At 46.2% G+C, this 18,473-nt stretch carries 20 protein-coding genes and 1 pseudogene; 11 read left to right on the forward strand and 10 right to left on the reverse strand.

The window, feature by feature from the left end; translation table 11 throughout:
* Positions 1 to 77: 77 nt before the first annotated feature.
* Together JOY44_RS25315 and JOY44_RS33075 are read right to left on the reverse strand one after the other, a co-directional pair.
* The gene (locus JOY44_RS25315; RefSeq protein ID WP_242541868.1) at positions 78 to 371 is read right to left on the reverse strand and encodes a transposase; all 294 of its coding nucleotides are present in this window, start codon (positions 369 to 371) and stop codon (positions 78 to 80) included.
* 23 nt (positions 372 to 394) lie between these two features.
* A protein-coding gene (locus tag JOY44_RS33075; protein WP_415881135.1) for an IS1 family transposase occupies positions 395 to 1,145 on the reverse strand; the annotation gives its coding sequence in 2 pieces (ribosomal slippage) (positions 395 to 886 and positions 888 to 1,145; 750 coding nt in all).
* Positions 1,146 to 1,435: 290 nt separating this feature from the next.
* Between JOY44_RS33075 and JOY44_RS25325 the strand changes: the two genes are divergently transcribed.
* The 3 genes from JOY44_RS25325 (at position 1,436) to JOY44_RS25335 (ending at position 3,834) form a co-directional block, all read left to right on the forward strand.
* Positions 1,436 to 2,419 carry an alpha/beta fold hydrolase gene (locus JOY44_RS25325; protein ID WP_171576346.1) on the forward strand — a complete coding sequence of 328 codons (984 nt, stop codon included), beginning with the start codon at positions 1,436 to 1,438 and terminating at the stop codon, positions 2,417 to 2,419.
* Between the two features lie 287 nt (positions 2,420 to 2,706).
* Positions 2,707 to 3,174, forward strand: a complete 468-nt coding sequence (locus JOY44_RS25330; RefSeq protein WP_171576348.1) for a MarR family winged helix-turn-helix transcriptional regulator — start codon at positions 2,707 to 2,709, stop codon at positions 3,172 to 3,174.
* 132 nt (positions 3,175 to 3,306) lie between these two features.
* Positions 3,307 to 3,834, forward strand: coding sequence for a hypothetical protein (locus JOY44_RS25335; RefSeq protein WP_171576349.1), 528 nt, complete (start codon positions 3,307 to 3,309; stop codon positions 3,832 to 3,834).
* A 78-nt stretch (positions 3,835 to 3,912) separates the two neighbouring features.
* Here the strand turns inward: JOY44_RS25335 and JOY44_RS25340 are convergent, their stop codons facing one another.
* The 4 genes from JOY44_RS25340 to JOY44_RS25355 form a co-directional block, all read right to left on the reverse strand.
* Positions 3,913 to 5,490 carry a group II intron reverse transcriptase/maturase gene (locus JOY44_RS25340; RefSeq protein WP_171576350.1) on the reverse strand — a complete coding sequence of 526 codons (1,578 nt, stop codon included), beginning with the start codon at positions 5,488 to 5,490 and terminating at the stop codon, positions 3,913 to 3,915.
* A 237-nt stretch (positions 5,491 to 5,727) separates the two neighbouring features.
* Positions 5,728 to 5,949: a hypothetical protein gene (locus JOY44_RS31750; protein WP_242541871.1), complete on the reverse strand. Its 222-nt coding sequence runs from the start codon at positions 5,947 to 5,949 to the stop codon at positions 5,728 to 5,730.
* An 18-nt stretch (positions 5,950 to 5,967) separates the two neighbouring features.
* Complete coding sequence (locus JOY44_RS25350; RefSeq protein ID WP_203032174.1) at positions 5,968 to 6,246, reverse strand: hypothetical protein; 279 nt, start codon at positions 6,244 to 6,246, stop codon at positions 5,968 to 5,970.
* 551 nt (positions 6,247 to 6,797) lie between these two features.
* Positions 6,798 to 7,715: a LysR family transcriptional regulator gene (locus JOY44_RS25355; RefSeq protein ID WP_171576351.1), complete on the reverse strand. Its 918-nt coding sequence runs from the start codon at positions 7,713 to 7,715 to the stop codon at positions 6,798 to 6,800.
* A gap of 156 nt (positions 7,716 to 7,871) precedes the next feature.
* On the opposite strand from JOY44_RS25355, the gene JOY44_RS25360 reads away from it, so the two are divergent.
* The 4 genes and pseudogenes from JOY44_RS25360 (at position 7,872) to JOY44_RS25375 (ending at position 9,916) form a co-directional block, all read left to right on the forward strand.
* Positions 7,872 to 8,609 (forward strand): SDR family oxidoreductase, encoded by a 738-nt coding sequence (locus JOY44_RS25360; RefSeq protein WP_171576352.1) that lies wholly within the window; start codon positions 7,872 to 7,874, stop codon positions 8,607 to 8,609.
* Positions 8,610 to 8,666: 57 nt separating this feature from the next.
* A pseudogene (locus JOY44_RS25365) lies at positions 8,667 to 8,903 on the forward strand (SDR family oxidoreductase); the annotation flags it as partial.
* A 116-nt stretch (positions 8,904 to 9,019) separates the two neighbouring features.
* On the forward strand, positions 9,020 to 9,463 hold the full coding sequence (locus JOY44_RS25370; protein ID WP_171576589.1) for a VOC family protein: 444 nt from the start codon (positions 9,020 to 9,022) through the stop codon (positions 9,461 to 9,463).
* Between the two features lie 3 nt (positions 9,464 to 9,466).
* Positions 9,467 to 9,916: a GNAT family N-acetyltransferase gene (locus JOY44_RS25375; RefSeq protein WP_171576353.1), complete on the forward strand. Its 450-nt coding sequence runs from the start codon at positions 9,467 to 9,469 to the stop codon at positions 9,914 to 9,916.
* Positions 9,917 to 10,263: 347 nt separating this feature from the next.
* Here JOY44_RS25375 and JOY44_RS25380 read toward each other — a convergent pair whose 3' ends face one another.
* Positions 10,264 to 10,632 (reverse strand): IS1 family transposase, encoded by a 369-nt coding sequence (locus JOY44_RS25380; RefSeq protein WP_171576354.1) that lies wholly within the window; start codon positions 10,630 to 10,632, stop codon positions 10,264 to 10,266.
* Positions 10,633 to 10,940: 308 nt separating this feature from the next.
* On the opposite strand from JOY44_RS25380, the gene JOY44_RS25385 reads away from it, so the two are divergent.
* A complete protein-coding gene (locus tag JOY44_RS25385) occupies positions 10,941 to 12,401 on the forward strand; it encodes an ATP-binding protein (protein ID WP_171576590.1) in 1,461 nt (486 codons plus the stop codon).
* A 75-nt stretch (positions 12,402 to 12,476) separates the two neighbouring features.
* On the opposite strand, the gene JOY44_RS31755 is transcribed toward JOY44_RS25385, so the two are convergent.
* Both JOY44_RS31755 and JOY44_RS31760 read right to left on the reverse strand, forming a co-directional pair.
* The gene (locus JOY44_RS31755) at positions 12,477 to 12,683 is read right to left on the reverse strand and encodes a GrpB family protein (protein ID WP_242541872.1); all 207 of its coding nucleotides are present in this window, start codon (positions 12,681 to 12,683) and stop codon (positions 12,477 to 12,479) included.
* Positions 12,676 to 13,005 (reverse strand): GrpB family protein, encoded by a 330-nt coding sequence (locus JOY44_RS31760; protein WP_242541873.1) that lies wholly within the window; start codon positions 13,003 to 13,005, stop codon positions 12,676 to 12,678. The genes JOY44_RS31755 and JOY44_RS31760 overlap by 8 nt, the downstream gene beginning before the upstream one ends.
* Positions 13,006 to 13,543: 538 nt before the next feature.
* On the opposite strand from JOY44_RS31760, the gene JOY44_RS25395 reads away from it, so the two are divergent.
* Together JOY44_RS25395 and JOY44_RS25400 are read left to right on the forward strand one after the other, a co-directional pair.
* Entirely contained in the window at positions 13,544 to 13,909 is a 366-nt protein-coding gene (locus tag JOY44_RS25395) for a hypothetical protein (RefSeq protein WP_171576355.1), read from the forward strand.
* A gap of 111 nt (positions 13,910 to 14,020) precedes the next feature.
* Entirely contained in the window at positions 14,021 to 14,758 is a 738-nt protein-coding gene (locus tag JOY44_RS25400) for a DUF4079 domain-containing protein (RefSeq protein ID WP_171576356.1), read from the forward strand.
* Between the two features lie 414 nt (positions 14,759 to 15,172).
* Here JOY44_RS25400 and JOY44_RS25405 read toward each other — a convergent pair whose 3' ends face one another.
* A complete protein-coding gene (locus JOY44_RS25405) occupies positions 15,173 to 15,628 on the reverse strand; it encodes a hypothetical protein (protein WP_171576357.1) in 456 nt (151 codons plus the stop codon).
* A gap of 581 nt (positions 15,629 to 16,209) precedes the next feature.
* On the opposite strand from JOY44_RS25405, the gene JOY44_RS25410 reads away from it, so the two are divergent.
* The gene (locus tag JOY44_RS25410; protein WP_171576591.1) at positions 16,210 to 18,450 is read left to right on the forward strand and encodes a glycosyltransferase; all 2,241 of its coding nucleotides are present in this window, start codon (positions 16,210 to 16,212) and stop codon (positions 18,448 to 18,450) included.
* Positions 18,451 to 18,473 lie beyond the last annotated feature (23 nt).

Consider the following 18,473-nt stretch of genomic DNA (forward strand, 5'->3'; position numbering starts at 1 on the left):
AATATCCAGATGGTAATTTTAGTTCCTATCTTCAATTGCTAGAATTTCTGTCAAGCGTTTATGGCATTGAGTTAAACTCAATGGCTAATAGTGTTCCAGTAAAGGATCCCATTGGAGACTAAGCTCAGGCAACTAGCCTTGTTCATAATCTCCTCATAATCCCCCGTCGTGAACTCCTCTTGATCTGCAAAGAATACCTGTCGTGGAAACTTGTGCCGATATTCGCCCTTATTCAGCTGTAGCTGCACCGTCTGCCGCAAACTAGGATCGGTGAGATAGCGCAAGATGTAGAGGGTCTTGAGGATACGACCGAGCTTGGTAAACGCATTGCAGAAAAAGCCTTTCAAGCGAAACCGTAACTTTCTGGGCAATGGACTAGACCTGTGGATTGAGGCTAAATATTCAAGCCAAATTCATAGCGGTTGATGAATAAACCAATGACGACATCATGTAACCAAATTGACTTAGAAAAGCAAATGGTTTTGCGAGCCAACCGTTTAATCCGGGTGCGTAAAGTTAAATGCTTGCGCTCAATCGTTTGAGTATTTGCCTTGCCAACCGTGTGAAAAGCTGGCTCAAGATGCCGTTCATAAGCGCCCCAGCCATCCGTATAGAACTGCATAATTCCAAACGGCTCCAATAAGGTTTTGAGTTCAACAAAGGCACTGTCCTGATGATTCGACAATACATACGCCAACACTTCGCCTGTGTGATGGTCAATGGCGTGCCACAGCCACCGTTGCTGTTGCTTTGAACCCACAAAACTCCACATTTCGTCGGCTTCAGCCTCCAAATCTTTCCACTGGCACAGTTTCACGATTGTTTGAGTCGGTTCAAGTTGTGCTAAACGTGCTTCGTTGACGGCTTTCAAGTGACGATCTTTTTTTTAACGTTTCAATCACCGTGGTGCGGCTAATCTTGAGTACCCGAGCGGTATCGCGAATCCCGCTGCCGTTGACTGCCATAGCTGCAATCTGTTGCTTCACTTCAGGCAAATAGCCCCGGTAAGCATACTCTCGAATAAAAGTGCTGCGACCACACTCAGGGTTGCGACATTTGTAGCGTTGTTTATCTTCGCCAGATTGACCATGCTTTACCACATCGCTGCTTTCACAAGTCGGACAAAGAACGGGTTCAAGCACCATACCTAAAGCTCCAGGAAAAGCAACCCTTTGATTATCCTTTACTTCCACAGGTCTAGTCCACAACCGAAAAACAGAGCCAATGTGGATATATGCTGGCGATGATCACTGAGAAAAAGTCATTTAGCGATCGCCGTATAACAAGTGCCTTGCAGCGGACTATTTAGGGATTCTAGTGCATTGCCGAAATTGCTAGCAACCGCTGAATGCAATCGTTATGTCGCAATCTATTTCATGGCAAAGATAACCTTGAGTGAAGCTGGATGAATTGATAAATTTTGCTATAACAAATTATGGAAAATTTAGCTGTGCTTGCGCTAGGCATTACTGCAATCTCATTACTGATGGGGATTCTCTATCAAGCAGTGAGTGAAGCTTTGGATCGACGCAGGTATCCTCCACAGGGTGAACTTGTTGATATTGGGTGGGGACGCTTACATCTCAACTGTATTGGGCAGGGTACACCAACAGTTGTTATGGATGCTGGTGGCGGTGCTCCCTCAATTACATGGGGCTTAGTTCCATCTGAAATTGCTAAATTCACCCGTGTCTGTACCTATGATCGAGCAGGTTTGGGTTGGAGTGATCCCAATCTCAGAACACCTCGCACCAGCCAGCAGAGCGTTGATGAATTATATGCACTTCTAATTAAAGCTGAGATCAATCCTCCTTACATTTTGGTTGGACACTCGTTAGGTGGAGCTAATATGCGGCTGTATGCTAGTCAGCATCCAGAAAACGTGGTCGGATTAGTGTTGGTCGATTCTGTCCACGAAAATCAGATGACATCTGAAACATGGAAGCGCATGAGAAGGGCGTTATGGCTTTATCAGGCTCTGGAGATTGCCAACCGAGTGGGGGTGTTGCGATTAATTGGGGAGATGAATCTGTTGCCTATGCTTGAGGACATCAAGCAATCAATTCAAAAATATCCGTTAACAGTGCAAGCCTTATTTGACACCTACAAATCTTACTGTTATCGCCCCCACTACTGGGCAACCGTATCAAGTGAATATGCCAACATAAAAAAGAGCTTTGAAGAACTTAGAGGAGTTCCGTCACTGGGCAGCCTACCTTTGATTGTGTTGAGCCAGGGGTCTAAAGATCCAGAGAGGAGTGACGAAGACTTCCAGAAATGGGCATTGCTTCAGTTAGATTTAGCCAAACTATCGTCAAATAGCCAACGTATCATTGCAGAAAACAGTGGCCATCTTATACCGTTAGATCAACCTGATCTGGTTGTTAGCGCAGTTCGCCAATTGGTTGAAAGGGCTTAAAGCTATGAGCCCTTCGGTAAGTCACGGCATAACAACCTTGGCAGAGTGTGTTGCAGCGGACGGTCGAGAAATCTGGATGCTAAGGTCAAGGATATCTGTTGCCGCTGATTTGAACCGTTATGCTGCCTTTATTTTAGGGAAGTACAGTGATTTGAAGCTCACTGATAAGTTATGAGTTCTAGTACATTGAAGGTCAGTTAAACAGTTTTTCCGAGGCAAGTTTCGGCGATCGCTATAGGATAGTTGATGCATTAACTAATCCGTTTAATCACCAACCTCCAGATCGAATGCCTGGTTCATCCTCTGATACTGACTTTCTCCGGCAGTGGCGATATGCCCTTGCACCTCACAACTTGGGGCATCAACTGAAACTTGCATCCCAACTGATGTATAAAGATTTTATGGAACGGCTTGAACCTTATGGTCTGACACCCTTTCATTATTTAGTTCTATGCTGTCTCTGGGAAGAAGATGGTCTGACTACGACAGGTATTGCTGACAGACTGAAACAGCTAGGTGCAACACTAACCGGAGTGGTTGATCGCATGGAAGAGCGAAACCTCGTTTATCGGGAGCGCAACTCCGACGATCGTCGCATCGTCCAAATTTGGCTAACGGCAGAAGGTAAAAGATTGATGCATATCCTACCTCCTCTCGGTGCAGAGACTGTTAAAAAAGCGACTGGGAACATTTCCGAAGCAGAGCAGAAGGTTATGCTAAAGCTCCTCAACCAAATTATCCAAAACTTTTCCTGAGAATGCTAGCAGTAGGATGTTGACTTCCAATCAGTTACTTAATACGCTAACTATCAATATATGAATCTTTTTGCTTGTGCGAATTGGAATTGCAGGAGCATAAGCTTTCGATCAAAATATCTTGGAGAAAACATGCCGAAATTAAATATTCATCAAAGAAACTGGTTGCTGTCAGCACATATTGGCTTTGCCGCACTATGGACAGGAACCGTCTTGAGTATGTTTTTGCTTTCGCTTAGAAACACTAAGTCAGTCAATGCCGAGATGCTGAATGCTCTCAATTCAGCAATTAACCTTCTGGATGACTGGATTGTAATTCCTTCAGCTATTGGCTCCGTCATAACCGCAACATTCCTATGCTGGATGACAAATTATGGATTTACCAAATTTTACTGGGTGATTACTAAGTGGGTACTAACGACTGGTTTAATTGTATTTGGGACATTCTGGCTATTTCCGTGGGGAAATACTGCTCAAAAATTATCAGAGCAACAGGGTTTAAAAGCCTTGAATAATTTGGTTTATAGTTTTGATGCAAAAGGTGTATTGCTCGGAACGCTAGTTCAAGTTTTTTCCTTGGTTATTATTATTGCGATCTCAGTTCTCAAGCCTTGGGGAAGACGACCAGATACAGCGAAGAGCCAAGTCAGTGCAGACTAGTAGAGAGAAGTTAGGGAAGCAAATCGGGTAACAGGGAGGTTTTCCCTCCCCGTCCCCAGGTAGAGTCGAGGGAGGGTATTAAACCTCGCCCCTCTCTGTTAGATCCGGACGTGCCGCTTTGACGGCATCCGGCTCCCGATATTCTGAGCTTTCGCATTTGCTCATGTGGATGTAGTCATGGCACGATTCATGGATTGCCTCTAGATTAGAGGTTTTCCAATTCTGGTGATTTCCGTCAATATGGTGCAGATTAACTGCCTCATCGGACATAAACTTAAGACCGCATCTCGCACATGAATGGTTTTGCTGTTTGAGAGCTTTAGAGGTTTTGCCGTCATAGAGTTTACTATTACGTTCACTCCAGTAGGGTAAGTCACCATCGTAGGGGGACTTAGCCCCCCTGACTTTGATGTATTTGTTTTCGGAATAGGAGACTGGTGGGAATGCCTTTTCTAGCAATGTTGCGCTAGAGAAGCGATTCTGTTTGGACTCCCGATTGAACACTCGGTAGGCTCTGAGTCTGAGATGGGATAGCAAGCTACCGACTCCCGTCATTTTGCAGAACCTGTGGTAGCTCTTCCAGCCTCTAACGATGGGTGCCAGCTTTTCAGCCTTGACCTTCGCACCATAGTTCGAGTGATTGACAATGGATTTTACCTTCTTGCGGAAAGCGTTGAAGTTCTCCTGTGAGGGAGTGCATCTAAACTTTCCATTGCGTTGCACTTTGAAGTGCCAGCCGAGAAAGTCAAATCCATCTGTCGAAGCGGTGACACGGGTTTTGCTCAGACTCACGCTCATCCCCCTTTCTGCTAGAAACTGGCTAATTTCGTCTAGGATGGCTTGTGCATTATCGTTCGGTTTTAGGATAATTACCATATCGTCCGCGTATCGGACACTGGTATGAATTTCCTCAATGCCGTTGAGTGCGATATTGGCAAGTACAGGACTTGCCACTCCACCCTGGGGTGTTCCTTGGTCTGGAAAGCCGATGTTTGTACCTGCCTTGAGGCATCGGAAAATTCCGAGCTTCAGCCCCCTTGGGGCAATCAGGTGATTCATAATGGCTGAGTGTGAAATCCTGTCGAAGCATTTTTCGATATCGAGTTCGATGGCTCGTTTATCGATTCCATTCGATTGAGAGCGGAGGTTGTTGAACAGGTTTTTCTGCGCATCATGGGCTGATCTTCCTGTCCTAAACCCATAGCTTCTCTCGTGGAAAGTGGCTTCGTGCGCGGGTTCTATTGCGAATTTAGCAAGGCATTGCCAAGCTCGATCCGCAATGGTTGGCACCTTGAGCAGACGATTTGTTCCATCTTTTTTTGGAATTGGGATTTCTCGTAGCCCTTGGTGTTTCCAACGGTTAACGTTTGCGCTCAGTTGTTTACTGAGCGCAAAGCGTTCCTCAAACGAGAGAGACGCTTTGCCGTCAATCCCCGCAGTTTGTTTGCCTGCATTAAGCTGCGTTACTTGACGAATCGCTAGTAATTGAGCAGCTTGGGATTTCAGAATCAGTTTTTGCAGTGATCGTGCTTTACGCTTGTCTCCCCTTTGAACTGCTTTGAACACGCGACATTGTAGGCGGAATAAGTTACGACGAAATTGCTTCCACGGTAGGGCTTTCCAGAGTTCACTGCTATTGCTAGCGTGGCTAACCATGCTCATACTCCGTTTAGTGTTTTTCTGAATACCTCAAGGCAATTACGCCTCGTCCTACCCGAAGTCAAGGGATTCGTCCGCTCGTCCGGCTTACCGTGGGTTCGACTGCCCACAGACCCTGAGTTCGTTTTTATTCGTTCCGTTCGATGATTGATTTGTTCCTTTAGGTGTAGCCATTTCAACCGCTAAGACCCCTGACTCAGACCGCTATCGTGCTGAAATGCGGTGGGATTTTCCTTAGCCAAGTCGGGGAAGGTTGCCCTTCTGGATTGCTCCCGCTTTGCGGTGGGTCGCTTTTCTAGGCTCTGTTTCACCCTGGGAACTCCCCGTTAGCACCAGTGTGCTGTGCAATTCAGCTCTGATTGTGCCCTGTTCCCAGCTTCGACCTCCCGAATTCCGAGTCGGGTCATCGTGGGCAGATTGGGAGTTACGCCTGAGTTTGGCGAGTAGGGCTTTCACCTACATCAATCGGACAGTTCACTCCTTGAGGGCTTCATGGGAAGCCGGAGTGGTCAGGTTATGTACGGGCTGATTACCGTGATTCACTGACAACGAATCGCACCAGCACCCCGCATGCGGCTCCGCACGGGGCGCTTCCTCAAAGAGGTTTAGACACTTCAACTCCAAGAATTGATGTCCAGGACTGGTTACGCAATTAAGCGCCGACAAATTAGCTCCCCCGTCCGGGTTCATCGCCACGTCGAGCTTTACGCCTCCTCCCTGCTCTTTGAAGTTCAGCCCTTCACCCTGTCTCATCCATTACGATGAGCGTTTGGCTACTATGGCTTCTGCTGACTTCTGCTCAATCACTCCTGGTGTTACCACCAGACGCGCTGCCTGAGTTTCCGTAGGGTTCTGTGGCTCCCTAGCCGTTTCCAGCTAGACCTCAATCAGACTCCCGTAGACACTCAGACTGCCTCTTGAGCAGATCTCCCCAGATAAGACCGTGAACTGTCCCTGCACAACCGCATCATTTACTGTGTTCCCTGAACCAAAAGGCTTTGTGATGTTGTGCTCACTCGCCACAGGAATCTCAGCCTTCTATGACGTTTCTGTCCGTCAGCTCGCAGGTTTGCCTCCAGCTTCCTTCAGACCCTTCCTCACGGAAACGCCCTTGCCTTAAGCTAGTCGTTGTCGTCACTCGGATCTTTTCGATCATTTGGACGTTGGTTCTCCGACAGGGGACTTTCACCCCATAAGTTCACGCCCATGCTGGGCGTACACAATCCGCCTGCACACCGACCGTATGGAGTTGGTAGCGTTGAGTCAGAAAGCTCACTAACGGCGGGTGAAGCGGAACGTTAGGCTTACTGGTTTACTCCACAGTCTGATACCCATAGGTTGAGCTTGAATTCATTCGTGAGATATTTGATAAAGCAACGCACCTTTGCAGGGATAAATCGCCCTCGTCGATAAACAGCATGAATGGGCAAAGGGACGGGTTGATACTCTCTTAAAACGATACGAAGGCTATCAGAGTTAAGCAAATCGCCAAACAACCAAACGGGGCAAACGGCAACTCCTAAACCGGATAAAACCGCTTCTCGAATGATTGTAGAATTATCGGTTTGCAGATTACCTTTCGCCATGACCTGAACTGTCTCCCCCGTTGGCTGTTGAAAGTGCCACTCGTTTCCTGTGGCAAGGCGAGTGTAAACGATACAGTTATGGTTGACTAAGGCCTCAGGAGTTTGAGGCTCTGGGTGTTTGCAGAAGTAGGTTGTTGCACCAACCGTGACTCGGCGAGTCAAGCCAAGGTGATGGGTGATGAGCGTTGGATCGTTCACCTGCCCAATGCGAAGGGCGAGATCTGTACCCTCTTCAACCAAGTCAATAAAGCGATCGCTCAAAGTCAAATCTAGTTTGATATCCGGATATCGATCCAAAAAATCCTTAATGCAAGGCATGAGTACATGCTGTCCAAATGCAACAGGACAGCTTACCCGTAGTGTTCCAACGGGGTTTTGCCGTTGCCCAACACTGGCTTCAGCCGCAGCAGCCGCATCCAACACCTCTTGGCAATGCTCAAAAAAGCGTTCTCCCTCTTGCGTCAATTGCAGCTTTCGAGTAGAGCGGGCTAAGAGTTGCACATCCAGGTAGTCTTCGAGGGCAGCAATTTGCTTACTTATCGTGGGCTGGCTGGTGTTAAGTTCACGGGCAACCGCAGAAAAACTTCCGGCTTCAACCACTCGCACAAAACTTTGAATACAGTCGAGGCGATCCATACTTCATTTATTCTAAATCCGAATAAATCATATTCCATTCTGCTGGCTTCTCAAACATATTCGCATCAATCAAGATAAACGTATGGAGAGCAGAGCAACTTAACACAACGCAAAGGCTCTCCTACAAAAGGTTTCATGATTAGCTAGGAGATTGGTATGAACATTCAAGAGTCCGTTGCGTTTGTCACAGGTGCAAATCGGGGCATTGGCAAAGCCTATGTTGAAGCGTTGATACAAGCGGGTATTCGTCGCATTTATGTTGCTGCTCGCAATGCAGACACGCTGGGCGATGTGGTTGCGATCTCCCCCGATCGCATTATTGCCATCGCGTTAGATGTGACCGATCCCGATCAAGTGAATGCGGCAGCCCAAATGGCCCAGGATGTCACCTTGTTAATTAACAACGCTGGTGTATTGGGTTCTGGTGGTTTATTTACCCCTAAGAGTGTAGAGACGGCTCAGTGGGAAATGAACACCAATTACTTCGGCACACTCTCTATGGTGCGTGCTTTTGCACCCATTCTCAAGCGTAATGGTGGTGGCACGATCGTGAATCTGCTGACAATCGCCTCTGTGGTGAACGTACCCGTCTTTAGTTCCTACAGTGCCTCCAAAGCCGCGCTCTATTCCTTGACTCAAGGTGCTCGTGCCGAACTCGCAGCGCAGGGCACTCAGGTAATTGGTGTGTTTCCAGGACCCGTTGATACTGCCATGTCTGAAGGGGTGCCCCTTGATAAAGTTGCCCCCATTGAAGTGGCAAAAGCGACACTGCACGCGATCGAACAGGGTCTGGAAGAGGTCTATCCCGATCCGGTTTCTCAAAGCGTATTCGCCAATTTGCAAGCACCGCTCAAAGACATTGAGAGGCAGTTTGCGGGTATGTTGCCTCAGTAATTTGCTTTCAGAAGTTGAATTTGGCGAGCAAACCGCCGCTCGCCAAATTCAACCTCCACTGGAATTACCGTGAATGCGATCGCGCCTAGACCCACTGAAACAGAACTGTTTCGAGCCAATAGCCCAATCGGCAATGAATCAGAACAACGCTTTCTTCAAAAATTGCCGATGCAACGCTTTGCCAAACCCAATGAAATTGCCGCCGCGATCACCTTCTTTGCCTCAGAAGATGCTTCGCATATCACCGGACAAACCTTATTTGTCGATGGCGGTAGCAGTCTTGGTGCAACCTAACATTCGCTCGGAGCGGACTGATAAAAGATGTCAGTGCATTAGCGAGGTTTGTTTGCAGCCGCTCAAGCGAACCGTTAGGATTTCAAGACATCCCCTATTCACGATTGAAGACACTCATGTTCACTTATGTTTGCCTTGGCACAAATGACATTGTTCGCGCAAGTGTTTTCTATGACGCTGTGCTCGGCACACTTGGGTTGTGGCGTTGCGATGTCTCAGGCGAACCGGACTGGGAAGGCTGGGTCGGCTGGGGTACTTACGAAGACCAAGGCATCAAAGAGGTTGCGCTTTGGCTTGGCAAACCCTTCGACGGAAAGGCTGCTATCGCTGGCAATGGTGTGATGATCGCACTGCACGCAAAATCCTGGAAAGCGGTTGAAGCGTTCTACTCGGCCGCCCTGTCCAATGGTGGTACATCCGAAGGGGCACCTGGACTCCGCCTGCAATATAACCCTGACTTCTATGCTGCCTACGTCCGCGATCTAGATGGAAACAAACTGGCGGTTGTGTGTCGTGGATTCACGGAACGGCAAGGCAGTGATGAGTCTAAGAGATGGTAAATTATGACACCAGAAATTAAGATAGCTTCGATAGAAGAGCTGGAAATTCTTTTGCCACTCGTTCGGGCGTTCCACGAATTCGAGGATCTCCACATTACAGAAGAACAAAGGAAAAGCTCACTTACTGCATTGTTGGCCAATGCATTACTTGGTGGAGTTTGGCTAGTTTATTATAATCACCAACCTGTTGGGTATATAGCACTGTGCCTTGGTTATAGTATTGAGTTCGCTGGAAAAGATGCTTTTATTGATGAATTCTACATTAGACCTGAATTTCAAGGAAAGGGACTAGGGAAGCAAACCTTAGAATTTATTAAAATGGCGGCGAAAGATCTTGATATTCGCGCAATTCATCTTGAAGTTGCAAGAACGAACACTAATGCTCATAAGCTTTACTCTCGCTCTAACTTCGAGGTCCGTGACAAATATGTACTCATGTCAGTCAATTTATAATGAAACGTATCAATTAATTCCAGCCTCTACTCAGTATCTCTATAAAGTTAAATTGCCAATCTAATGATGTGAAAGCCGTTAGAATCTGAACCGTATAGAGTATGAGTATTAGTGTGCCTAACAACGAGTGAACGGGGTCGTTGTGCCGCCTGAGATATTGATGAGGGCAGTACGCAGAGATTATTTATTAGTGTTCAGAGTCAATTTGTTTTCAGTTATCGATGAAACAGTCATTTGAGGTTTCTGGAAGGGTGATCCAATTATTTTTAATTGATCGATCTTTTGTTTGGTGAAGACTCTGGAGCAGGAACAAACGAGACGAGTTTTGTGCCGGGAGGATCATTCATCTAAAGCATCATCATTTCAAATTTCAGTTGTCCCGAAGTACAATGGCTGACGCTTATCTCCTCGGTTTGAACCGCTTGCACCTCAGCATTATGAACCAATTGTGCTTTTTGGATTGCTGCACGAACAATGCTGACGACGGTATTGTAAGCTAATCGAGTTGTCTGACTAATGCCCCACAGACTGCTGCCTTCACTGTGCGCTTGCAAGACTTGGCGAATTTGTTTAGCCCTGAGATGATGACGGTAGTAGAGACTGTCAAAGGATTCGGAAAAGGTTTGATGGCAGATGGGACAGAGATAGTGCTGATGTCCGTTGGGCATCTTGCCATGTTTATGAGCTTTGGGATGACTACACAAGGAGCATTGCATACACGGTTTATATTGAGAGATTCTGCCCTACTCTACTAATGCCACATCCGTTTGACGCACTACCATTCATTTAATAACAGCATTTTCTCAGCAAAATCTAATAGTTTTGTTAGGGTCACATCATATTGTTGCAGCCAATTTTACTTAAAGTCTTGAATCTGTGAACGGAGTGGGCGATCGCTTATTTCAAATTCTCAGGGTAGTGAATCAATGCAGCGTTTTGAGAAACAGAAAGTCCCTACGTAATCCTCTAATTGTTAGAATTCGTCAATCAGTTGGGTTTGGTGTACGCAAGTAACTATATTCGGATGCTACTGATGCGCCAATTGTGGGAGACGATTCATCAACTTAAACAGAAACACTTCGCTTCATCCTCGTTGCAATTTCGTCTTACTGCTGAAATTGCTACGTTGTCAGTCTTGTCTTTGGGTAGTGTCGCCATTTGGACAGGTTGGAAGATGCAACAAGTTTTGATTGCAACTCATACCCAGACTGTTGAATATATTGCAAGCCGCTTTCCTCGTGATATAGAACTCTACAGCGAGATGTTACCCGTCAAAACTGGACTGCAAAAAACAATTAATAATGTGGCTGTGCCGGGCTTAGTGGTTTGGGTCAAGAGCGTTGATGGTCAGCTATTGGCGCAGTCTATGGGCATGAATTCATCTTTTTCTGCCACGACTGAATTAATTTCTCTTGCAGAGATGCCTTTAAAGCCGCAAGTCTACCTAGTCGATCATCGCTATCTCATTTTGTATGTAAGCCCAGTGGTATTGCAGGGGAAATTGCTGGGTAAAGTTTACATGGCGCAGGATGTGACGGAGGAGCAACGTCATTTAATTGCAATGCTTCAGGGTTTAGCAGTGGTTTGCATCCTAGCAACGTTGTTGACCATGGCAGCGATCGCTCTGCGGATTCGGCGATCGCTGCAACCATTACAGGATATCAACCAGATTGCAGGCGCAATTTCAGCCGAGGATTTGAGCAAAGTTAAATTGCAACTGAGCAATGCTCCCAGTGAAGTAAAGGAACTGGTTCAAACCCTGAATATGATGCTGTTTCGGCTTTCAGAGGCTTGGGAACAACAACGTCAATTTGTCAGCAATGTTTCCCATGAGCTGCGAACCCCTTTGACAGTTGTGCTGGGGTACGTGCAGAGCTTGCTGCGCCGTAGCACAAACCTCAACGATTATCAAAAAGAAGCTTTAGAGACTGCGGCTTCGGAAGCTGAGCGCACGGTTTGTCTGCTGCAAGATCTATTAGATCTTGCGCGGGCAGACAGTGGTTATATGCACTATCAGCTAGAGCCAGTCATTCTTAACGACCTTGTTATCGAAGTGGCAGGAATGGCAGAAAAGTTTAGCAATCGCTCTGTCAAGGTTGAAGCTAAGAAAGAGGTTGAGGCGATCGCAGACCGTGATCGTTTGAAACAGGTGTTGATTAACTTGATTGATAATGCTATGAAGTACTCTGATCAGTCAATTGAACTGATTATAGAACGGGTAAATCAACAGGCAATTATTCAAGTGTGCGATCGCGGTGTCGGCATTCCCCTTCAAGATCAAAGCCACATTTTTGAACGGTTCTATCGGGTAGATAAAGCTCGGACTCGTTTAGCTAACGACGGCATCACCCAAATGACTGGAGGACATGGGTTGGGGCTATCAATTGTAAAAACTTTGCTAGAAGGAATGGGCGGCAGCATTACTGTGCGATCAAAACTGGGTGAGGGGAGTTTTTTTGAGATCGTTTTACCCACGCAACTTTAGAAACCCTCACGGCAAAAGTCAGCGGTTGCAGATTTCCTCGAACTCAGCCCTAGGATACCCATCAATCCGCTGCACTTATGGGTTAGCTAGGTGTTGTCGAGCTTTTTGCATCACAGACTCGATGTACTCGGCTTTGCCTGTTGTGTACGCTTCCCGATCGCTGAAAAAGCGTTGAGCAAGATTGTACTTCAATCGTGCATAACGTTCGGCTTCGTCTGAATGCTTGCGAAGGTGGTCTCGAAACAACAAACGCTCCCACAATGCGCTATCTGGTTCAACCATGTGAATGTGATGAGTGCGTGGACCGTTTGGGGGGTAAACCTTTCACAAAAAACATCCGCTGGGGGTCAGGATCATCAAACCAGTAAGCATAACCCAGGTACTCTAGCTGAGAAACTGCAACTTGTTTTGCTTCTGCAAGTGAGCGTACCTCTACCAACAAATCAATAATGGGCTTCGCCGCTAACCCTGGAACTGCTGTGCTGCCAAAATGCTCAATACGAGTGATGAGATCTCCGTCTAAAACCGCCCGAATGCTTACAGCTTCTTGTTCAAAAAGTAGCACCCAGTTTGGGTTGTAATCAGTGATGATAATTTCATCCATCGGTCTGCAACTTGTCGATATGAACTGGGCCGACCCAATGCTAACCCTTCTACAGACAATCTAATACCGCTCCAACCTAGAACCGAAGCCAGCTCCTAAGAAACTAGATTCTGAACGAGTATATATACTCAACTTACGAACTCAGTTTCTTTCACCCTGAAGGTGCGTCAGCACGTGGATTGCTAACTACTAATTCATTGGACTGTTTCTGCATAATGACCCTGCCAAGTGGATTATCAGGATTTTTTCCGTATATTTTCAGAAATTGGTTTGCATGAGGCGAAAGACTTTTGGGACTAACGCGATCGCGCTACTTATAGCGATGAGTCAGCAAATCTCCTTGTCTGTAGATGTGGTGCGATCGCAATCTGAGAAGAAGCTGAATTCAAGCTGAGAGTTTTTTACGACTACATTCAGGAGATTCCTGCTCTTACTTCAGATAGGCTTCAGTGCTGACTGAGATGCTTTTAACCAGTGAGCCAGTAAGGTTTACTCAAGAAAATCATCTCACGATTCAACAGTTAGTCAGGAGTAACCCATGAAATTAGCTTCTTTGCTTACAGGTCTTGCAGTGGTTGGATTATTTACCGTTGGAGATGTTTCATTAACGGCAGTGCATCCTTCATTGACTCAAGTAGCCACTGCGGCTGAAATGCCAACTGCTCAACAAAAAATCGCCCTAATCACTAAAAATAAAGGGCAAATCGGCGGTGGCGATCAACTCCGTCGATTTTTCTTCGGAGAGTTAGATCCAATCGGCATTCAGCCAGGTGGTGGAGGTCATGTGGTCAACCTATATAACAAAGCCAACGATGTGACCTTCTCATACTGTGCGCATTTTGACGTGGTGGTTGCAGTGAAGAAGGGAAAAGTGGCTCAGTTTCTTGCCAGTGAAGTGAAGTAGGGCACACAGTCAAAAAAATCAAAATTTAGAAGCTAGGAGTCAGAAGAAAATACAATTTCTTTTTCCTAGCTGCTTTTTATCAGAATCACCCCAATTCAAGAGAGGTTGTATATGGAATTCAGGGATGTGATCTTGCTGCTACATCCGATCGCCGCTGTAGTGATTGTGTTCCCACTCATTGGCATTGTTCTGAATCGCGCCCTTCAAACACGGCAACGTCGATTGCAGACTGCTAGCGGAGAGAAGAGCAAAATTCCTCCAAGTGCAGGACAGGAGCATGTACAGCTTGGTCGTTGGCTGACTGGCGCAGTAGTAGGAATTGTTCTATTAGCATTAGCCTATGACATCTTTAGCAATATTTTTGATCAAAAAGTTTGGGATCAAAGCCCACTTAAGGTAGGAATAATTATCATAATTTTTGGCGTTGCGATCGCGTCTCTAGCGTTGCTTTACCGTGCAAAAACACGACTGTGGCGAGGAGTATTTGCAACTCTCACAGGCATGAGTTTGGTTGTGCTTGGTTGTCAAGATGGTATCTATCGCAAAACAGATCAGTGGTACTTTTCTCACTACTATTACGGCATCACTGCGGCACTATTAATGATTTTTTCTCTGGCAATTTTGCGCGAGATTTACCAAGATAGAACCAACCGCTGGCGTACCATTCACATTGTTCTCAATTCCATTGCGGTGCTCATTTTCATGGGTCAGGGCATTACTGGAACCCAATCACTACTGGAAGTTCCCCTCGCATGGCAAGAACCCTATGTTAATCAACTTTATGGGCAGCAATGCGATAAGAAACCTTGTACGGTTCAAGCAGCGCCTGCCCCTCAAATAGCTAAATAATACTTGCTTGAAGACGGACGAGGAAGATATTAACGTGGCAATAATTGCTCCTACATTTTTTAGGCTAAAACCCCTAAGGATTTTAGCTTTCTTCTTGCAACTTTCGTTGCCGGGTTAATATGCAGCGACAGATATTTATCAAATTGGCATCATTGAGTTGAGTTGTGATCGAGTTTCGACTTCGCTCAACTCGCGGTGGATAAGTGAAGTCGAAACCCGCTATCAACGGATGACAACCCAGTTTTATTGTGAGTCGGCGATATGGACTCTGCACAGGCTACGCCAACACTCTTTTTTGCTGCTGAACTTGAAAGCGATCTCGCTAAAAATGTCGTCTAACCCTTGCAGCAGAGTAGGCTGTTTTCGCTTCGCAACGACTTTACCTTTAAGGTTCTCTGCTGCAAGTTCATAATATTACCTACGGTCGGTGGCTCGCCCCCGATAGGCTGCCATCATCCTCTTCATTTCTGCCATCATTTCCTTCATTTCAGTCATCATTACTTGTTGTTGCTGCTGAACTTCTTGCACGGTCGATGTACTTATTGTTCTGGGCTGAATGGTACCTAACCTCGTCCTACCAATCAGTATCTCCATTTGCTGTATCAGAACCTGTTGCTGCCTATATAAATCGTTCGTTGTTGTAGGCTTTCCGGATGGCACAGAAGTTAGCGCTTTCATTTCTGCCATCATCATTTTCATTTGTGTCATCATCTCTTGCATATCTTCGGTAACTACTCGCAGTTCCCGAAACATCCGCTGTATCGTCGCGTCTTGCTGGGCGATAACAAAAGTCGGCGTTTTGGCTGTAGCAGGTACAGCCACAGACACAATTATCAAGCTAGACACAATGCCATAAACAAGTCTTTTCACTGGAAAAACTCCTTAAACTATTCGTTAGATTAGATGCCTTTAGTCAATTTGAGACACTAAGCACATCTAGTAAGTTACAAATTAAAGTAAATCTAAGAAATCCGAATGAGAGGAAGTTTAAAAACAGAGTAAAGCAATATGATTAGTTAATGAGAAAATACAATATCTTGGTATTAAATTAAAGAACAAACTAATTTGAATCTATCTGTTGGGTAAACTTTTATAAAAAAATTATAAGAGTGGCAATTCAAATAAATTAATTTCTGGTACCGACAGAGAAGCCTTAAGCAGATAAGGTAGCAGTCTTCTAAATAAATCTACTCATCGGCAAAGTATTTACTTTAGAAGTTTCTATACCTTTTTTGAACAAGAATTACTACATTGCACTGAATCGAATCGCATAAACAGAAGTCTTCAGGACGAACTCAGATCTTCTTCAGGCTCTTCTCATCTTGAGCCATCATAATGGAATTGCTCGTTTAGCTTTATTTCAGGGCAACCCAGTGAATATTCAGCCTGATACAAAACTTCGGCAGCGTATTTGGAAGCAGTTTTCTCGCGTTCAGCTTGCCACAGTGATCATGGTAGGAAGCGTAGTTGTATCGGGTGCAATCATTGCCGCCTGGTTTGCTAAACAAGGAACAATTAACCAAATTTTTCAGACTTTGAACCAGCTTCAAGAAAATCCACCCATGTGGATTGAAGCGCCAATGATGGTTGGGCAATATCTGCTGTTTTGGACAGTGGCGTTGTTCTTAGTCGTGTTGGTAGTGATGCGGCTGACTCCTCAACCGCGAACCTGGTCAAGAAACCTGGTGATTAGTATTTTGGCAATTTTGACCCTTCGCTACTTGCTCTGGCGATCGCTCTCCACCCTCAACCTCAGTACCCCGCTTAACGGCGTATTCAGCCTCGGATTGTTTTTTCTAGAGTTGTTGACTCTGACAGGCACCATCATTCAACTGACCTTACTAGTAAAAGTCCGCAGTTCGCAAAATGATCCTGAAGGAACTCGCCGACCTGAAGCCGATTTATTATCAATGGATGTAATCAACGGTGCTTTTACGCCTACTGTCGATATCCTGGTTCCCACCTACAATGAACCTCCTTTCATCCTCCAACGCACCATCATTGGCTGTCAGGCATTAGAGTACAGCCCTAAAACAATTCATCTGCTAGATGATACCCATCGCCCAGAAGTGCAGGCGCTAGCAGCGGAACTGGGGTGTGAATACATCAGCCGACCGGATAACCTTCATGCTAAGGCCGGAAACCTGAATCATGCGATCGCTCATACCAGTGGAGAACTCATCGCAGTCTTCGACGCAGATTTTGTACCTACAAAAAACTTTCTGACTCGCACAGTTGGCTTCTTTCAAGATCAGCGAGTCGCGTTAGTGCAAACGCCTCAAACGTTTTACAACCCTGACCCGATCGCCCGCAATTTGGGCTTAGAACACATCCTCACACCCGAAGAAGAAGTGTTTTATCGCCAAATTCAACCCATCCGAGATAGTGCTGGGGGAGTCGTTTGCTCTGGCACATCCTTTGTGATGCGGCGCTCTACCTTAGTAGAAACAGGCTCTTTCGTCACAGAATCCCTGAGTGAAGATTTTTTCACGGGCATTCGGTTGGCAGCACAGGGGCATCGCCTAGTTTATCTAAATGAAAAGCTGAGTGCGGGTTTAGCAGCTGAAAGTATGGCAGATCAAGCGTTGCAGCGAGTTCGCTGGGCACAGGGAACCTTGCAGGCGTTTTTTGTGAAGTCCAATCCCTTAACGATTCCGGGTTTACGACCAGTCCAGCGGCTTGCCTATTTAGAAGGTCTGCTGCATTGGTTTACCAGCATTTCTCGCGTGGGCTTTCTGCTGATACCGCTGGCATATTCCTTTTTGGGTGTGATTCCCTTGCGGGCAACAGGTGCCGATATTTTGTATTTCTTTGTGCCCTATTACCTGGTCAATCTGAGCGTGTTTTCATGGCTTAATTATCAATCGCGATCCGCCTTGCTCGCAGATGTCTATTCAGTCGTGTTGTGCTTTCCGCTAGCGTTGACGGTGATTAAAACGATGCTGAATCCATTTGGCAAAGGCTTTAAGGTGACGCCCAAGGGCACTTCCAGCGATCGCTTTTTCTTTAACTGGCAGTTGGCGTTGCCCTTAATCATCGTGTTTATCGCCAGTGCGTTCAGCTTGTGGATTAACTTGGGCATTAACTTAGCGATTGGCATGTGGCAACCCGGTATGTCGCCCGTAATGGCTGAGAAAATGAAGGGTTTCGATTTGGGGCTACTCTGGAGCATTTACAACCTGTTAATCTTGGGAACTTCTCTACTCGTATTGATCGATGTTCCACGTCCTAATCTGCACGAATGGTTTGATCTCCATCGAACAGTGCGGTTGCGCATAGGGGAAGAAACATTTTGGGGTAGCACGAGCGCCATCTCAGAGGTGGGTGCCCAGGTGATTCTGACGCAAGCAGGCTTTCCGATGGTGTCACAAGGAATCAAGGGTCAAGCTACGACACCATCAATTCCAGTCGAGCTAGAGATTTTGGAAAATAAGTTAGTCCTTCAAGGTAGGGCAACTTACACCAGTATTAAAGATGAACAGCCAACGGTGCGAGTCATGTTTGAGCACGTTAGCCTCAATCAGCAGCGGCAATTGATTGAAATGCTGTTTTGTCGTCCGGGTCAGTGGAAAAGCCGCTGTTCTCCAGGAGAATTGCGATCGCTCTGGCTGCTGTTTAGGATCATTCTTAGACCCCGGTTTGTCTTCGATCGCAATCCTGATGTCAGCGTAGTGGCTGTATCAAAAGTCTGAGATGGGCAATTTCTAGGCTGTCG

Source organism: Leptolyngbya sp. Cla-17 (genome assembly GCF_016807185.1).
In the GTDB taxonomy this organism is placed as follows: Bacteria; Cyanobacteriota; Cyanobacteriia; order Leptolyngbyales; family Leptolyngbyaceae; genus ULC077BIN1.

Bases quoted from the DNA above. Each gene is read 5' to 3' on its own strand.
- JOY44_RS25395 (WP_171576355.1), top strand. From the start codon at position 13,544: ATGAAATTAGCTTCTTTGCTTACAGGTCTTGCAGTGGTTGGATTATTT.
- JOY44_RS25325 (WP_171576346.1), top strand. From the start codon at position 1,436: ATGGAAAATTTAGCTGTGCTTGCGCTAGGCATTACTGCAATCTCATTA.
- JOY44_RS25360 (WP_171576352.1), top strand. From the start codon at position 7,872: ATGAACATTCAAGAGTCCGTTGCGTTTGTCACAGGTGCAAATCGGGGC.
- JOY44_RS25400 (WP_171576356.1), top strand. From the start codon at position 14,021: ATGGAATTCAGGGATGTGATCTTGCTGCTACATCCGATCGCCGCTGTA.
- JOY44_RS31755 (WP_242541872.1), bottom strand. From the start codon at position 12,683: ATGGTTGAACCAGATAGCGCATTGTGGGAGCGTTTGTTGTTTCGAGAC.
- JOY44_RS25330 (WP_171576348.1), top strand. From the start codon at position 2,707: ATGCCTGGTTCATCCTCTGATACTGACTTTCTCCGGCAGTGGCGATAT.
- JOY44_RS25335 (WP_171576349.1), top strand. From the start codon at position 3,307: ATGCCGAAATTAAATATTCATCAAAGAAACTGGTTGCTGTCAGCACAT.
- JOY44_RS25380 (WP_171576354.1), bottom strand. From the start codon at position 10,632: ATGCAATGCTCCTTGTGTAGTCATCCCAAAGCTCATAAACATGGCAAG.
- JOY44_RS25410 (WP_171576591.1), top strand. From the start codon at position 16,210: ATGGTAGGAAGCGTAGTTGTATCGGGTGCAATCATTGCCGCCTGGTTT.
- JOY44_RS25340 (WP_171576350.1), bottom strand. From the start codon at position 5,490: ATGGTTAGCCACGCTAGCAATAGCAGTGAACTCTGGAAAGCCCTACCG.
- JOY44_RS25375 (WP_171576353.1), top strand. From the start codon at position 9,467: ATGACACCAGAAATTAAGATAGCTTCGATAGAAGAGCTGGAAATTCTT.
- JOY44_RS25350 (WP_203032174.1), bottom strand. From the start codon at position 6,246: ATGAGACAGGGTGAAGGGCTGAACTTCAAAGAGCAGGGAGGAGGCGTA.
- JOY44_RS25385 (WP_171576590.1), top strand. From the start codon at position 10,941: ATGCTACTGATGCGCCAATTGTGGGAGACGATTCATCAACTTAAACAG.
- JOY44_RS31760 (WP_242541873.1), bottom strand. From the start codon at position 13,005: ATGGATGAAATTATCATCACTGATTACAACCCAAACTGGGTGCTACTT.
- JOY44_RS25370 (WP_171576589.1), top strand. From the start codon at position 9,020: ATGTTCACTTATGTTTGCCTTGGCACAAATGACATTGTTCGCGCAAGT.
- JOY44_RS25355 (WP_171576351.1), bottom strand. From the start codon at position 7,715: ATGGATCGCCTCGACTGTATTCAAAGTTTTGTGCGAGTGGTTGAAGCC.